At 36.9% G+C, this 15,651-nt stretch carries 14 protein-coding genes; 3 read left to right on the top strand and 11 right to left on the bottom strand.

Annotated features, from left to right (window positions below):
* Nucleotides 1-8: 8 nt before the first annotated feature.
* Complete coding sequence (locus tag acsn021_RS08180; RefSeq protein WP_184094396.1) at nucleotides 9-230, bottom strand: hypothetical protein; 222 nt, start codon at nucleotides 228-230, stop codon at nucleotides 9-11.
* A 292-nt stretch (nucleotides 231-522) separates the two neighbouring features.
* Nucleotides 523-687, bottom strand: coding sequence for a CPC_1213 family protein (locus acsn021_RS08175; RefSeq protein ID WP_184094394.1), 165 nt, complete (start codon nucleotides 685-687; stop codon nucleotides 523-525).
* A 328-nt stretch (nucleotides 688-1,015) separates the two neighbouring features.
* Between acsn021_RS08175 and acsn021_RS08170 the strand changes: the two genes are divergently transcribed.
* Nucleotides 1,016-1,579, top strand: a complete 564-nt coding sequence (locus acsn021_RS08170; protein ID WP_184094391.1) for an acetate uptake transporter — start codon at nucleotides 1,016-1,018, stop codon at nucleotides 1,577-1,579.
* Nucleotides 1,580-1,704: 125 nt separating this feature from the next.
* Here the strand turns inward: acsn021_RS08170 and acsn021_RS08165 are convergent, their stop codons facing one another.
* Nucleotides 1,705-2,448: an alpha/beta hydrolase gene (locus acsn021_RS08165; RefSeq protein WP_184094389.1), complete on the bottom strand. Its 744-nt coding sequence runs from the start codon at nucleotides 2,446-2,448 to the stop codon at nucleotides 1,705-1,707.
* A gap of 222 nt (nucleotides 2,449-2,670) precedes the next feature.
* On the opposite strand from acsn021_RS08165, the gene acsn021_RS08160 reads away from it, so the two are divergent.
* Complete coding sequence (locus tag acsn021_RS08160; protein ID WP_184094387.1) at nucleotides 2,671-3,687, top strand: phosphotransferase enzyme family protein; 1,017 nt, start codon at nucleotides 2,671-2,673, stop codon at nucleotides 3,685-3,687.
* Between the two features lie 129 nt (nucleotides 3,688-3,816).
* Here acsn021_RS08160 and acsn021_RS08155 read toward each other — a convergent pair whose 3' ends face one another.
* On the bottom strand, nucleotides 3,817-4,641 hold the full coding sequence (locus tag acsn021_RS08155) for an alpha/beta hydrolase (protein ID WP_184094385.1): 825 nt from the start codon (nucleotides 4,639-4,641) through the stop codon (nucleotides 3,817-3,819).
* A gap of 413 nt (nucleotides 4,642-5,054) precedes the next feature.
* On the opposite strand from acsn021_RS08155, the gene acsn021_RS08150 reads away from it, so the two are divergent.
* Nucleotides 5,055-5,678 (top strand): superoxide dismutase, encoded by a 624-nt coding sequence (locus acsn021_RS08150; RefSeq protein WP_184094383.1) that lies wholly within the window; start codon nucleotides 5,055-5,057, stop codon nucleotides 5,676-5,678.
* A 104-nt stretch (nucleotides 5,679-5,782) separates the two neighbouring features.
* Here the strand turns inward: acsn021_RS08150 and acsn021_RS08145 are convergent, their stop codons facing one another.
* The 7 genes from acsn021_RS08145 to acsn021_RS08115 all read right to left on the bottom strand — a co-directional run bounded on the left by acsn021_RS08145 (nucleotide 5,783) and on the right by acsn021_RS08115 (nucleotide 15,562).
* Nucleotides 5,783-8,140 (bottom strand): ABC transporter ATP-binding protein/permease, encoded by a 2,358-nt coding sequence (locus acsn021_RS08145; protein WP_184094381.1) that lies wholly within the window; start codon nucleotides 8,138-8,140, stop codon nucleotides 5,783-5,785.
* Nucleotides 8,141-8,465: 325 nt separating this feature from the next.
* Complete coding sequence (locus acsn021_RS08140) at nucleotides 8,466-10,379, bottom strand: beta-glucoside-specific PTS transporter subunit IIABC (RefSeq protein WP_184094379.1); 1,914 nt, start codon at nucleotides 10,377-10,379, stop codon at nucleotides 8,466-8,468.
* 16 nt (nucleotides 10,380-10,395) lie between these two features.
* On the bottom strand, nucleotides 10,396-11,811 hold the full coding sequence (locus acsn021_RS08135) for a glycoside hydrolase family 1 protein (RefSeq protein WP_197978602.1): 1,416 nt from the start codon (nucleotides 11,809-11,811) through the stop codon (nucleotides 10,396-10,398).
* A 344-nt stretch (nucleotides 11,812-12,155) separates the two neighbouring features.
* Complete coding sequence (licT, locus tag acsn021_RS08130) at nucleotides 12,156-12,998, bottom strand: BglG family transcription antiterminator LicT (protein ID WP_184094377.1); 843 nt, start codon at nucleotides 12,996-12,998, stop codon at nucleotides 12,156-12,158.
* A gap of 296 nt (nucleotides 12,999-13,294) precedes the next feature.
* Nucleotides 13,295-13,984, bottom strand: a complete 690-nt coding sequence (locus acsn021_RS08125; RefSeq protein ID WP_184094375.1) for a radical SAM protein — start codon at nucleotides 13,982-13,984, stop codon at nucleotides 13,295-13,297.
* Nucleotides 13,971-14,546: an ECF transporter S component gene (locus tag acsn021_RS08120; protein WP_184094373.1), complete on the bottom strand. Its 576-nt coding sequence runs from the start codon at nucleotides 14,544-14,546 to the stop codon at nucleotides 13,971-13,973. The genes acsn021_RS08125 and acsn021_RS08120 overlap by 14 nt, the downstream gene beginning before the upstream one ends.
* A complete protein-coding gene (locus tag acsn021_RS08115; RefSeq protein ID WP_184094370.1) occupies nucleotides 14,543-15,562 on the bottom strand; it encodes a nucleoside hydrolase in 1,020 nt (339 codons plus the stop codon). The genes acsn021_RS08120 and acsn021_RS08115 overlap by 4 nt, the downstream gene beginning before the upstream one ends.
* Between the last annotated feature and the right edge of the window lie 89 nt (nucleotides 15,563-15,651).

Here is a 15,651-nt window from a genome sequence, read left to right as displayed (position 1 = left end):
AAGGGCTTTTATAACAGACTTTTTATCTTTTCAAAAAAGTCCTTCTTTTTTTCACATACTGTAAAGTCACCCTTTATATAACCATAAACCTTACCTTCTAGTTCCGGGCACTTCTTTTTACATTTATGGATACAACCCGTAGAAAACTGCTTTGATTTTAAGATGTCTTTTAAATCCTCCACATCAAAACCGGAGCATTTTTTACAAACTTTAACTATCTTATCACCCATAGATTAACCTCCCAACTTTTAAACGGAAATGTATATGTATCGTTATATAGTACTGCTAAAACACTTAAGAAGCTCTTTTTCCAGTTATCTAACCTGTTCTATTGAAACTAGATTTTATCTATTGCATTCATTTGAAATTTATTTTAATATTATACTACATGATAGATAATTCCACAAGATTCGTCTTAGACAGGAAAGTATAGTTATAGCTCCTAATAAACCATATTTAAAAAGCAGAAGAACCTGATATTTATGGCTCTCCTGCTTTGCTTTTACAATTCTTTGTTATATCTTACCTGCTTTCTTCCTCATCCGTCTTATTTTTTCCATTGTTATCTTGCAATCCAAATACAGCACGGGCGCTTTCTGCCTGTGGATTGTGTTTAATGTGTTTTGAGTGAAATTTACCATCTTCTTTTTTATTGTTTTTAGTACTTTTCATTTGATTGTGTGCCATATCAAAGCCTCCTTTTTAATCTTCTAACTATAGTATTCCTAAAGACTACATAAGCGATTCATATTCATACATGTTATATTTATTTAATTCTCTACTTAGATTCTATAATAACAAAGTATATGTTTTTTGAGAATGGGCTTTAACACCCAAGTCAATTATTTTTATCAGCAAAGCTTCTTTTTAATAATTCTACTTCCTAAAAACATGATTCGACAAGAAATACCTGTAAAATATAAAATTTTTGTTGAATTTTTGTGAAAAAAATGATACGATATGCTCCGAGTGTAATTAACACGACTAGAATGTATGAAAGGACGTTTATAAAACAATGTCAACACAATCAAACCAAGCTTCCATAGCTAATCCGGCTCCCCTAGGACTCCTGGGCTTTGGAATGACTACCTGCTTATTAAATTTACACAACGCAGGCTTTATTCCTTTGTCCATAGTCATCGTTGCAATGGGTTTTGCACTGGGCGGAGCTGCTCAGATAATTGCAGGTATTATGGAATTTAAGAAAAACAATACCTTTGGAGCAACTGCCTTTACTGCCTATGGATTTTTCTGGTGGTCCCTGATTTTAATCTGGATAAATCCCTTTTCCGGAATCAGCACCGCTGATACTTCAAGCATGGGCTTTTACTTAGGGCTTTGGGGAATTTTCACCGCATTTATGTTTATAGGAACCCTAAAGCATAACCGTGCAAGCCAGGTTGTATTCGGTTCACTTACCATTTTATTCTTCCTGCTTTCTGCTGCAAACTTCACAGGTTCTGAGGGAATCCATACCCTTGCAGGATATGTTGGAATTTTCTGCGGTCTGTCTGCTCTTTACAATGCATTCGGACAGATTATCAACCAGGAATTCGGTAAAACTATAATGCCGCTCTAAATTTATTATACTATACTATTATAACAAAATCAGGCTCTTTGTAACAGGCGTAAGGTTGATACTTTTCCTTTACTTCTTGCTACAAAAGAGCCTTTTCTTGGTAGTTTTTTAAGAGTCTGCTGCCTTTAATTTAATACAAAAGCACTGATTTGTTCTTTTATAACTTCATGCTGTTCTTCTCTTGTTATGTCGGGTATTCCATCTCCTTTTTGATGACCATAATATCCGAACTGTTCGTGGTTACCTCCTTCAATGGTATAAACGATTCGCTCCGCAGGCAGCAAGGCTGCACCATTTTCTCTGTCTTCCTTTGTTACAAATCCGTCTTTACTGGCAAATATCTGTAGATAACGTAAGTCTGCATTTTTAAAATCTTTTCCTTTCACCGGATAGGAAGCAAGAAATATCACTCCGTCAATCGTCTCTTGATGGTCTACGGCGTAATTTGCAGCTACTACTCCCCCCAGAGAATGTCCGCCAATATACCAAGTTGATAGTTCATCCTTGTGTTCATTTAAAATTCTGTCTGCGGCATTTACTCCAAAAAAGGCAATACGAAGGGGCATTTTTAAGATAAATACATCCATGCCTTCTCTGGCTAACTTTTTTCCCAGCACAGCATAGGCCTCTGCGTCTACCCTAGCACCGGGATACATAATGATACCGATTTTCTTCCGATTTACTAAAGGTTTTAAATGTATATAAGTACCGTTTTGAACTGCTACCGTCTCGTCTGATTTCAATGCTTCTTTTGCAGCTTCCATTGTTCTATGGGGAAGCATTGCCCAAAGTGCGAATGCAATGAAACTTAACAGCAGTAGAAGACTTATGACTACCAGAAACTTACGGCCCTTCGATTTTTTTATCATGTATAATTCCTCCTTTGTTAGAAATAATTCGTTAATCGGAGTCTGTTTTTGGTGATTGCCCCTGCTTTTTATTCTCGGTACTATCTAAAAATGTATTCGACAAGTTCTAAATCGTAAGTTATACTATTCCTAACACAACCTCAGTAAAATTATAGTACTTATAGCCAGACACCCCTTACAAATCAAATTTATGGGCACTCGTGGGTGCAGATAGGAGTTTTTATGGAAAAATATATACACGAACTTTTTAATGAAGACATATTAATGCAAGCAGCCGTCCGATATTCTATGGATAGAGATAGTTTAACCAAAATAGGTGGTTTTGAAAATTTCGTATATGGCTATACGTTTGAAGGCAAAGAGTATATTCTTCGCTTAACGCATAGTTCTCATAGAGAGAAAGCCATGGTACAGTCGGAATTAGATTTTATTGAATACCTGTCCTCACACAGCGCAGCTGTTAGCAAGCCAGTATACTCTTTCAATCATGAGTTGGTAGAAAAGATTTCAATTGATGAAAACAATTATTTTTTGGCAACAGCCTTTACTAAAGCTCCCGGAAAGCATATGCAGCCTTCTGATGCAACGGATGAATTGTTCAAGGAATGGGGGCGTTCTATTGGCAAAATGCATCGTCTTTCCAAGGATTATAAACCAAATAATCTTACTACCACTCGTCCTGTCTGGTATGAAGACCCCATATTTATAAAACCGGAAGCCTACCTCCCTAAAGAACACCAAATAGTGGGAGAAAAGCTGAATTCTTTAGCTTCCAAACTAAAGAATCTTCCAAAAGACCGTGATAGCTTCGGGCTTATGCACACAGATATACATACCGGTAATTTTTTTATCCATGAAGGAAAAATTACTATTTTTGATTTTGATGACAGCGCCTATCAATATTTTATCAGCGATATTGCAATTGCATTGTTTTACTGCTTATTAAGACCGGATTCTGCTGAAAATAAAATTGCCTTTGCCAATCATTTTCTGCATCATTTCTTAGCCGGTTACCGGAAAGAAAACCAATTGTCCGACCAGTGGATTGCTCTCCTTCCAGACTTTCTAAAACTCCGGGAATTAGAGCTATATGTGGTTATCTTTAGAAGCTGTGATATGGACAATCCCGGCCCCTGGGAACAAAATTATATGAATGGCCGCAAAGAGCGCATTGAAAAAGATGTCCCATACCTTGGTGCTGTATGGGACCTTTCTCCGTATTTTCAAAAACATAATTAGACAATTGTAAAACGCAATGATTAAAGCAGTAGTTACAATCACCAAAATAAAGACTGGTTCCATCTTATTCAATAGCTCTTTTACAAAATCTAATAAGCGGCTGTAATACTTACGCTAAAGAAAATATGATTATAGTTCTGTATACATAAATTGTATTGCTTTTTCAATCCATTCTCCGGTAGGATGGTTTACTCCGTAAGGAATATCTCTGTCACTCAGATAATTTCCAAGGGATAAGCCATGTCTGCCGGTCGGATAGAGGTGAAATTCTGTCCGTACCCCTGCTGCAATTAAGGCATTCACAAGGTACAACGAATTCTCAACCGGAACTGCTCCGTCTTCCTGGGTATGCCAGATAAGTACCGGAGGAAAGTATTTTGTTACTTGCTTTTCTAATGATACTCTATCTCTTAGCTCCTGATTGTCTTTATGGTCACCTAACAGGTTAATAAAGGAATCCTTGTGCGCCTTTTCGCCACTACTGATAACCGGATAGGATAAAATAACTTTATTTGGTTTTACTTCTTCAGACGTTTTTCCTATTAAAGATAAAATCTCGCTGCTATTCCAAAAAGCACCTGCGCATCCTGCCAGATGTCCCCCCGCAGAAAAACCACAGACTGCAATATTATTCACATCAATATGATATTCCTCTGCATGTTCCCTGATATATGCAAGTGCTGCTAAAACTTCACACAAAGACTGAGGATATTCGCCTTGAGGCGCTATCGTATAGTATAAGATAAAAGCATGGACTCCTTCTGCTGTGAACTTATAAGCAACCGGTTCTGCTTCTCTGTCACTTAGGTGATGATAGCCGCCTCCCGGACAGATTAATACAGCCGGATGTTTCCGCTCAGCTTCAATCATAGGGCTGTTAGCTATCACAAAACCTTTTAACCTTACTCCTTCCGTATGCTTTCCCGGTACCTGAATTATGTGTTCAATTTCCATATTTTCTTAATATCCTCCCTGTTTGCCACAATTATTTATTATTTTTTTGCATAAAAATTATATAGGTTTACTATACCATATTTGATTTTTTTTGTCACCGCAATTATATCATAATAATTTCAAGTCCTCATAATGATTTCATGTTTTTTACAAAATTATTCCTTGCATTCCCACCATATGTTTTTGCATTTCTGCTAATACTAAAATTACTTCTACTATACTAAAAGAAGCTTTTATTATAGGATTGTTTTAATAATAATACAGAATTAATGATAATATTTCATCAATATTTAATCAATAGTTCTTTTTAATAAATATTATCAATTAATTTTAATATTTCTCTTTATTTTTTCAGATAAATATACTATAATAAAAACACAAATAAAAAAGAATTTACAAAAGGAGTGACTATTATGTTTAAACAAATAGAATTAAGATATGATTTTAAAGATCTTGAACCCCATATAGATGAAGTTACTATGGTGACACATTATTCCAAGCACCATGCAGCCTATACTGCAAACTTTAATGGGGCGGTTGAAAAATTACCGGAACTTTCAGGTAAATCGGTAGAAGAAATTTTTGTAAGTCTTCCCAAAGTTTCCGATGAATCTCTAAAAGCGGCACTTACAAATAATGGCGGAGGCTTCTATAACCATAATTTATACTTTTCAACGCTTTCACCCCAGGGAGGCAAAGAACCGGAAGGTGAATTGGCTGCTCAAATTCAGAAAGACTTTGGAGACTTTAATGCTCTGAAAGAAAAACTATCTGCCGCAGCTGCTACCCGTTTTGGTTCCGGCTGGGCTTGGTTATCTTCAAATAAAAAGGGGGAATTAAAAGTTTCCTCCTCTCCTAACCAAGATAACCCAATTATTGAAAGCCGCGGTGAATGGACTCCGATTCTTGGTATTGACGTTTGGGAACACGCGTATTATCTGAAATATAAAAACCTACGTGCAGATTATATCAAAGCTTTCTTTGATGTAGTTGATTGGAAGGAAGTTGCAGAGAATTACTCCAAAGCTAAGGCCTAGGGCATACCGTTAAGCAGCACAATCCAATAGCATAAAAACGAATAAGTCGTTTATCTTATACCCATTAGATAAACGGCTTATTTAATATCTTCATCATTACTTAATTATTCAGATCTTAATGCTTCTACCGGATCTTTTTTAGCTGCCATCTTAGCCGGTATCATACCGCCGATTAAGGTTAATACTACACTGATTGCTACCAATACTAAGGCATGCATAGGATTTAATTTGGCTACCCCTGATAATCCTGTCATATTATTAAGTATTATATTCGTTGGAATCGTTAGTAGATAGGCGATACCGATTCCTAATAAACCAGAAAAAGCACCAATCAGAAAAGTCTCTGCATTAAAGACCCGTGTAATGTCTTTTTTCCTGGCACCAAGGGCACGAAGAACACCGATTTCCTTTGTTCTCTCTAAGACAGAAATGTAAGTAATAATCCCTACCATGATTAAGGATACAACCAAAGAGATAGAAGCAAAGGCTATCAATACAATTGTTATACCATTCATAATGCTTCCGGTCATGGAGGTCATAGTACTTGCAAGATCCTGATATACTATCGTATCTTCATCCGACTTACCGTTATTGTAGGCATCCAGATAAGCAAGTACCTCATCTTTTGTCTCAAAATCATAGGGATATAAAAATATCATATATGGTATGGTATCTCCGCCAAGATAGGACAGTAGATTTTTCTTCATACTTTCCTCCAGCTTTTCCATAGTCATTACATTATAATCAGCTTCTTTTTGTGCCAAAACAATATCTGACTCTTCTTCAATCTCTATAATCCGCTGCACCAAATTATCACTATAAGCAATGCCGGTTCCAAGAATACCAATGGTAACATCCTCTTTTAACCGAATGATACCGGCAATTTTTAAGGTAAGATTGTCATCTGATTTATACATTTCCTCATAGTCCGTCTGAGGCATGAAATTACCAAGTTCTGTTTCCTGATAATAATCATTGTTTGTAACCAGTTTTAACTCCATACCAACAATATCTTCAAACTTCATCTTCTCTAATACATGGGTTTTAATTCCGAGGTTTTCAAACACTGTATAATCCACCTGATTACTGCTGTTTACCACTAACACCAAATCCGTATCCTCTTTTGGATAATTGCCGGACAACAAATCATAATTTTTTTCAAGATATGATTCCTGGCTTTCATCTAGTACCTCCGGATAGGAGGATAATAAGGTCCCGCTCATACTGGTCAGTCCCTGCATTCCGCCTCCGTTACTTCCATCCCTGGTTGCAGGAGCAATGGATACTGGAATAATTTCATCCTCTATCTTACTTAATAGGTTCATACCGACAACTCTGGTATAACCAATACTTGTACAAATAGACGAATCAATTTTTTCTATATAGTCCAGATATTCTTTTGTTATGTTATTGGTATGAGTGACGGTACTTTCTTCCGGATCATACAGATAAACTTCCCTGGCATTGGTATACTCCTGTTCTTTTGCTTCTTTCATTTCTCCTCGCATCTTTTCCAAGGTCTCCATATCCATGTTCTGGGACGTTGGTGAAATAATAATCGGAAATTCCGCAAGCGCATCTTTTTGAAACTTGTCTATCTGTATCTGAAAACCGGTAGAAAGACTTAAGATTAAAGCAATTCCGATAATACCGATACTTGCTGCAAAAGCGGTTAAGGCTGTTCTTCCCTTTTTGGTAGATATGTTTTTTCCGGATAGCTTAAGAGCGGTAAAAAAGCTCATACTCGTTCTTTTTAATTGATACTCTGATTCCTCTTCTACTGTCCGGTAAGGATAGCTGTCATCGACTACATTGCCGTCTTTAAATTTAACAATTCTGTCCGCATATTTCTCTGCAAGTTCCGGGTTATGTGTAACCATTATAACCAGTTTATCATCTGCAATTTTCTTTATTAAGTCCATAATCTGTCCGCTGGTAACAGAATCGAGAGCCCCTGTAGGTTCATCTGCCAGTATTATATCCGGATTATTTGCTAATGCACGCGCAATTGCCACTCTCTGCATCTGTCCTCCGGAAAGCTGATTCGGTTTCTTGTGCACATGTTCCTTAAGCCCTACCTTATCTAAAGCTTCTAATGCTTTCCGGTGCTTTTCTTCCATCGAAACACCACTTAGGGTCATACCCATTTCGACGTTATCTACTATACTTAAATGGGGTATCAGATTATAACTTTGAAAAATAAAACCAACACTATTATTACGGTACGCATCCCATTCCCCGTCTTTGAAATTCTTAGTTGATTTGCTGTTGATGATTAAATCACCACTGTCGTATTTGTCAAGCCCGCCGACAACATTTAAGCAGGTAGTTTTACCGGAACCACTCGGCCCTAAAATTGCTACAAATTCATGTTTTCTAAAATTAAGGTTTACACCATTAAGGGCTATCTGGGTAAAGTCCCCTGTCGTATAACTTTTCTTTATATCTTTTAATTGCAGCATGTATTCCTCCTTGTTGTGGTTTGTTACGGACACTGTATAATACTTAGTTATCAATTTTGGTTTATAATATTTATTTTTATAAAAGAGTATTAACGGATAGTTATGATATAATCAAAGAAAGTGATGGAGAATATTTATTATAAGTCCAAAGGGTAAAAACACTTCATAATAAATGGCTGCTGCCAAATGTAATTAATAACTATTACATTTGGCAGCAGCCATTTATGAAATAAAAACCAAGTATTTCTGTCTCATATACTTAAAGTCTTGTTTTCTTGCCATTTAGAATCGATAAACACTAACTTCAACCTAGCTTTCTAAAAATCTACAACAAGGTAATAAGATTATCGCCATATTCAACACTTTTACCTGTTTCATAGATAACATCCAGATAATCCGCAGCATTGGTTATAATAACCGGAGTAAGTACAGAATAACCTTCTTTCTGAATTGCATCTAAGTCAAATTCCAGAAGAATCTGGCCCTTTACAACTTTATCACCCTGTTCAACTTTTTTTGTAAAATACTTTCCATCCAGCTTTACCGTATCCATCCCAACATGGATTAGTATTTCTGCACCAAATTCCGTCTTTATACCGATTGCATGTCCGGTTGGGAAGAAGGAAGTGATTTCACCGTCAGCAGGAGCAATAATCTTGCCTTCCACTGGCTGAACAGCTACACCCAGACCTAATACGCCACTTGCAAATGCTTCATCTTTGATTTCCTTTAAATCTTTTACTTCTCCCTTTAACGGGCTGAGAACTATACCATTGCCTGTGGATGTGTTAGTAGTATCTGCTGCCTTAGGACTGATTGCATCTTCTTTTTCATTATAGGTTATCATCGTAACTATAAAAGCGATAGCCATTGATACACCACAGGCAATTAAAGCCCAGACCATACTGCTAATATCTTTTGTTGCATTATTGATAAAAGTAGGAATTCCGAATACACCCAAACCACCTATCATATACAATTTTACACCTGTGACTCCGATAATACCCCCACCGATTGCCGCTGCAATACAGGAAATAACAAAGGGTTTTTTTCTGGGTAAAGTAATACCATAAATGGCCGGCTCTGTAACTCCAAAAACACCGGAGATAGCAGCTGGAATTGAAAGGGCTCTTAATTTAGAGTCTTTGGTTCGAATCATTATGGCTATAACAACCGCTGTCTGGGCAAAAGATGCCGCAAACATAGCTGCTAATGCATAATCGTATCCTATACTGCCAAGGTTAGCTAACGTAATAGGTATCAATCCCCAATGCAAACCGAATATAACCAGTACCTGCCAGAAACCACCTACTATAACACCCATTAACAGCGGACTTAAATTATAGGCTGATGATATTACGATTCCAACTAAAGAAGTTAATACGGAAGCAACAGGCCCTATTACAATAAAGGTTAATGGTGTACAAATAATAAGTGTTAACATAGGTACAACGAAATTTTTAACAACATCAGGAATAACTTTCTTCCAGAAGCCCTCCACTTTACTAGCTACATATACTGCCAGAATAATAGGTATAACAGAAGAAGCATAGCCGCTGGCAGGCATAGTTACCGGGATTCCCAAAAAGGTTGTGTACACATTCATTTCAAAGGCTGTACCTGTAAACAGAGTGTTTATCAGCGTAAAACTTGCAATTGCCGTAATATCATTTACATATAATAATGCGGTTCCCAGTGCCATACCAACAAATTGGTTAACGCCGAATTTCTTAGCTGCTGTAAAGCCCAGCAGAATAGGCAGGTAATGAAAAAAACCATCGGCTACCGAGTATAAAAGCTGATACGTTCCACCCTGATCACTAATGATACTAAAATAAGTCAATAATGCCAGCACACCTTTTATCATACCCGTTGCTGCTAATACACCTAAAGTGGGAGCAAACACACCAGATATAATATCTATTAAAGTCGCTCCAATCCCCATTTTTTTCTTTGGTCCATCCTCTGTAGTTTCACCGCTGCCGGAAAAGCCACCCATCTCACTTACCACGGCATACACATCCGGTACATGATTACCAATAACTACCTGATACTGACCACCGCTTTGCAGAACGGTTACAATGCCGTCAGTATTCTTAAGTACTTCTGTATTTGCCTTACTCTCATCTTTTAATTTAAACCGTAATCTTGTGATACAATGCGTAAGACTGATAACATTGGATTTACCACCCACATTTTGAATTATAATTTTTGCCAAACCATCATATTTACTAGCCATAATATTAACCTCCTCTTTATTCTTCCTTTAAAGCAGTACCATTTGTGGCTATAACCTCTTTGTACCAATGAAAGGATTTCTTCTCATATCTATCTAAACTACCGCTACCGTCATCATTTCTATCTACATAGATAAAACCGTAGCGTTTACTAAGCTGTGCTGTAGAAGCACTGACCACATCAATACATCCCCAGGTGGTATAACCCATAACTTCTACTCCATCCTTAATTGCTTCACCTACCTGCACCAAATGGTCATTCAGGTACCTAATTCTATAGTCATCCTTAACGGTTTTTTCTCCGTCTTCCCCTGTTATTAACTGATCATTGGCACCAAGTCCGTTTTCAACAATAAATAAGGGCTTTTCATATCGGTCATATAGGGTATTTAGTATATACCGGATACCTTTTGGATCAATCTGCCAGCCCCATTCGCTTGCTTTTAGATAGGGATTTGGAACTCCACCCATAAGATTACCCTCTCCTGCCTTTTTAGATGTATCAGACGTTTCACAAACGCTCATATAATAACTAAAAGAGATAAAATCCACGGTATTTTTAAGAATTTCCTCATCTTCCGGTTCCATATGAATTGTAATACCATTTTCCTGAAACAAACGTTTTGCATAGGAGGGGTATTTTCCTTTTACATGGATATCCGTAAATAATAGGTTGCTGCGATCCGTTTCAAATGCTTTTAGAACATCATCTGGATTCGGCGTCATAGGATATACCGGTACCGCAATCACCATACAGCCAATTTTCGCCTGAGGCATAATTTCATGACCGATTTTAGTAGCTAATGCACTTGCTACCAGCTCATGATGGATGGCCTGGTATAAATCCTGCTTAGACAATTTTTCCTTTGGTGTCAGAATTCCCCCGCTTAAAAACGGCGCATGCACGATGGAATTGATCTCATTAAAGGTCAGCCAGTATTTTACTTTATTCTTATATCTGGTAAAGATTGTTCTGACATAGTTTTCATAAAAGCCGATTAGTTTACGATTCGTCCAGCCATCATACTTTCTAGCTAGATTTAGTGGTGTTTCATAATGGGATATGGTCACTAAAGGCTCAATGTTGTATTTAAGACACTCGTCAAACAGGTCATCATAAAACTTAAGTCCTGCTTCATTTGGCTGAGCATCATCCCCATTTGGGAATATTCTTGACCATGCAATAGAGGTTCGAAATACCTTAAACCCCATCTTGGCAAATAGTTTTACATCCTCCTTATAGCGATGATAAAAATCAATCCCCACTAACTTTAGATTATCTTCTGTCGGCTCATCAGTAATCGGACCTGCAATTCCTTTTGGTGCAATATCCTGTATGCTTAAGCCTTTACCATCAATATTATAAGCACCTTCACACTGATTCGCTGCTACTGCTCCTCCCCATAAAAATCCCTCTGGAAATTTCTCAATCATAATTAATACCCATACCGCCTCAAATTATATGGTTGAAAGAAGGGTAGGCGGCTCATCCTTTCTTTGGTTTTTCCTCCAACCTATTAATTACATAAAATGTTAATTTTTTTATATTTAAGAACTTTAAGGCTATTCCTTAAAATCCCCAAATTTCTAATAATTATGTTTCTTAAGATACTTACATCTTGGAAATAAAAAAACCTAAGCGTAGACAATATCTGCTGAACAGATATGTCTTATCCGCTTAGGTTTTGCCTGCTTGACCAGTAACAATCCTGCTATTTAATTTTTAATCCTCCCACATCCCTTAACGAGATTTTAATAGATATTATTCGTATCTGCAACTATTCATCCTGATGATCCATTGTAATCCGTTTTATATGAATGGTGAGGTAAACCATCTCTTCATTCGGTAAATCTATGCCATATTCTTTCTCAATATATGCCTTTATCTTCCTGGCGCATTCATATGCTTCCGGGTATTGATTTTTTATCATCTTATGAAAGACTTCATCTTCTCCGTGGTTGTTACAATTGGTTATAACTCTTTGGGAAAAGAACTTTAAGTGGGTTATAAATCTATCATAATTAATGGATTCTTCATTGAGTGCTGTTTGGAAATGATAGGTTACTATCTTTATTACATTCTGTATTAATTTTGTAATGTCGATGGTATTTGGCATTTCAACACCGAACTCTGCATTGACTATATGCAGAGTTATAGAGGCGGCCTCATCCTCTGATAGCTCAATAGCAAGCCTTTGCCAAATAATTTCTAATGCTTTTTTGCCAACACAAAACTCCTTCTGATACAATTTCTTGATTTCCCACAACAAAGCATTGGAAAAATGTACGCCCTGCCGGTGTCTATCGATGGCATAATTAATATGGTCCGTTAAAGTTATATAAATACTTTTATTTAGCTTATTCGTAAGGACTGTATGTGCAAATGCAATAATCTCATCTACAATCTGTATATACTCTAAGGGGATATCCGCAAGTACTGCCTGGAGTTTCTCTGATTCTTCACTGCTTTCCATTCGAAAAATCTTTTCAATACGGCTTTTGGTAATTTGTTGTCCTACTTTACTTTGGAAACCAAGGCCACGTCCCATGACAACAACTTCCCTGCCCTTATCATCATAAGAACTTACAATATTGTTATTAATAATCTTATCAATGACCATATATCTCCTCCAAAGCTTACAGACATATACTTTCAGCTTGCTTTCCTTTAGAAGTATAAATCCGGTTAAAAAAAAACCAATCCTGTAGCATAGATATAGATATTCCATGTAACTACAAGGTTGGTTTTGCCTGCTTGACCAGTAACAATCCGTTTATGATATAACATTTACTGTTTCTTTAATTTTATACATTTATGCTAACACAAATATTGTTACTTGTCAACGTTATTTGCTTTTTTTTATTATTTCCTAGTTTTAGAAATAGTTTTTTGTCTATTTTGTATATTCCCTGTCGATTAAGTGCCTACTCCAAAATCTGTATTTTCATACAATATTTCAATAGCTGAATCGTGCTCTAGGTATTTGTACTTTTTTATAAACCATTCTATCAGAGCTTCATCTTTTTTCACTGGTGTTGAATTGTTGGTGAATACATTGATAGTACCGTGGTCAAAGTACCTTTTAAGATGACGGATATCCTCCTCCACCATTTCTTTTGTCTGCCCTTTTATTCCAACCAGCAGACAAGGTGAATCAAAGTAGTTTCTTACCTCTTCCGGAGTTTTAAAATCAGCATTTTTCTTTAGGTAGTTTTGACGAAACTCGTTATGGAAGGTCTCCACCCCTATTTTAAACAGGATAGGAATCCCCATGAAATCCCTCATCTCCTGTAATTTGTGACGGTATACCCAATGACTTTCAAATAGTAACTGCTTCACCTGTTTTTGTATTATAATGCAACGTATTTCTTCCAGAGTCTCAATCGGCAGTTCAAAACAGCTACCTGAATTAATTATCTCCAAGACTCCGGTTTCTCCTGTAACCTTTGTTAGTATTTCATGATTTATCTGTAACAGCTCTTCCTTGTTGATGGAATTATCTTCTGTATAATCACAAAAGGTACACTTGCCCCATATACAGGGAAAGGACTTTAATAAAACAATCTCTCTTGGTTTTTTACTGGTAATTATATTATATCTTTCCATTGTATGTCCTACCTCTCCTAACTTTTTCTGTAATGTTCTTTGGCAGCGCAGCCATTATAGAAATAACCAGTAAAAGAGATAGAATACGGTCAATATAGTCAGTAACAAACTGCACAAAAAAAATACTTGCAATGTCACCAAAACCAATTGTTCGCAGCAAAAATACCAACATAGAAGAACCGGAAGAGGTATAACCCCCAAATAATAAACTACTTATAACGGAAGCTGCCAGTGTCCCGGGTAAAGTGACCATAAAAATCCCAATAGGAATAAATACAGATTTTAATACAGGGGTTTTGTACAATATCCCTGCCATCAGACCTGTTAAAAGCTGAACCGGTATAAAATAGACAGAATATATATCCATGGTTATACCTGTTAAAAGACCGCTTATAATACCGGACACCATTCCCCATACCGGACCAAGCAGGCATGCTGCGAAAAAAGTTCCGATAGCATCCAAATATATAGGTAATCTTAATAAAAGAGCAAGTTGTCCTCCAAGCATGTTAATAACTGAGGCAAAAGCCACCATAACCATCAGATAGGATGCCTTCTTCATAGTAACCGCCCTCCTATCTCTTTTAAATAGAATGTCACTTCCTCCTCTTCTCCTAAAAAGACATCTATCAGGAACATTTTCATAAATTCAAAGGAATCCACTTCTGTAAGTATAATACTGTTTGGAGAAAATCCATAAAAACCCTGTGAATCCACTACAGACTGACCTGCGGTGATACCCATTGTCTCAATATCTGTATATGCAGAAAATCCGGAGCAAATCTTTTTATTGATAAAATAAGCTATTGCAAGGGGATCGTTTATAACACAGCCGATAATTTTTTCTTGCTTCCAGTGAAACTCAAAATAAAAGCGTGTTATATCTTCCACAAAACCACCAAGTATTGGATTCAGACGCTTCATATACTCTAGAATATTGGGAGTAAGCACTATCTTTCTGGTAACATCCAGACCTACCATATGTATTTTTTTACCTATCTTTGAAAAATTCTTATATACTGTCTTGGCAGCGTGAGGGTCACACCAATAATTATACTCTGCAACCGGAGAGCAGTTACCAAAGCTTCTGTAATTGCCTCCCATAGACACACATTCCTTTAGATTGGTAAACACTTCTTCATCAAGCTCTATTGCCCTTGCAAGATTAGTCAGGGGCCCCAGCGCAACAATAGATGTATCCGGATATTCTTTTAATGCTTTAACGATAAATTCTACCGCTCCCTCCCTCTTTATCCCACCACGAGGGTCATTTTTTTCACTTATTTCTACTGACGGATAGTTGCTCCCTCCAAGTCCATCCACTCCGTGCGTGTCCTGTGCACTAACGTATTCCCGTACAATAGGTTTAGCTTCTCCTATATATACCGGAATGTCCAGTCTGTCCATAAGCTTAAGGATTTTCAGCACATTCTCTGCCCCTGTTTCTACAGGTACATTACCACATACTACAGTAATTCCAAGAATATGCATTTCTTTTGAGGTTATGGCTAACATCAGTGCCAGACTGTCATCAATGCCGGGGTCACAGTCAATAATTACTTTACTTTTCGCATTCATATTTCCAATCTCCTTTTCTTTTATAAGAAAATAGGCGATTGCGACCACTTCCTTATTTATATAAAGAATTTCGCAATTACCTATATAAG

It is taken from the genome of Anaerocolumna cellulosilytica (genome assembly GCF_014218335.1).
In the GTDB taxonomy this organism is placed as follows: Bacteria; Bacillota; Clostridia; order Lachnospirales; family Lachnospiraceae; genus Anaerocolumna; species Anaerocolumna cellulosilytica.
This window is presented reverse-complemented; position numbering and strand designations above follow the sequence as displayed.

Excerpts from the sequence above, each read along its gene's own strand:
- acsn021_RS08140 (WP_184094379.1), bottom strand. The coding sequence starts at position 10,379 with ATGGCTAGTAAATATGATGGTTTGGCAAAAATTATAATTCAAAATGTG.
- acsn021_RS08145 (WP_184094381.1), bottom strand. The coding sequence starts at position 8,140 with ATGCTGCAATTAAAAGATATAAAGAAAAGTTATACGACAGGGGACTTT.
- acsn021_RS08175 (WP_184094394.1), bottom strand. The coding sequence starts at position 687 with ATGGCACACAATCAAATGAAAAGTACTAAAAACAATAAAAAAGAAGAT.
- acsn021_RS08150 (WP_184094383.1), top strand. The coding sequence starts at position 5,055 with ATGTTTAAACAAATAGAATTAAGATATGATTTTAAAGATCTTGAACCC.
- acsn021_RS08115 (WP_184094370.1), bottom strand. The coding sequence starts at position 15,562 with ATGAATGCGAAAAGTAAAGTAATTATTGACTGTGACCCCGGCATTGAT.
- acsn021_RS08180 (WP_184094396.1), bottom strand. The coding sequence starts at position 230 with ATGGGTGATAAGATAGTTAAAGTTTGTAAAAAATGCTCCGGTTTTGAT.
- acsn021_RS08165 (WP_184094389.1), bottom strand. The coding sequence starts at position 2,448 with ATGATAAAAAAATCGAAGGGCCGTAAGTTTCTGGTAGTCATAAGTCTT.
- acsn021_RS08155 (WP_184094385.1), bottom strand. The coding sequence starts at position 4,641 with ATGGAAATTGAACACATAATTCAGGTACCGGGAAAGCATACGGAAGGA.
- acsn021_RS08160 (WP_184094387.1), top strand. The coding sequence starts at position 2,671 with ATGGAAAAATATATACACGAACTTTTTAATGAAGACATATTAATGCAA.
- acsn021_RS08120 (WP_184094373.1), bottom strand. The coding sequence starts at position 14,546 with ATGAAGAAGGCATCCTATCTGATGGTTATGGTGGCTTTTGCCTCAGTT.
- acsn021_RS08125 (WP_184094375.1), bottom strand. The coding sequence starts at position 13,984 with ATGGAAAGATATAATATAATTACCAGTAAAAAACCAAGAGAGATTGTT.
- acsn021_RS08170 (WP_184094391.1), top strand. The coding sequence starts at position 1,016 with ATGTCAACACAATCAAACCAAGCTTCCATAGCTAATCCGGCTCCCCTA.
- acsn021_RS08135 (WP_197978602.1), bottom strand. The coding sequence starts at position 11,811 with ATGATTGAGAAATTTCCAGAGGGATTTTTATGGGGAGGAGCAGTAGCA.
- licT (WP_184094377.1), bottom strand. The coding sequence starts at position 12,998 with ATGGTCATTGATAAGATTATTAATAACAATATTGTAAGTTCTTATGAT.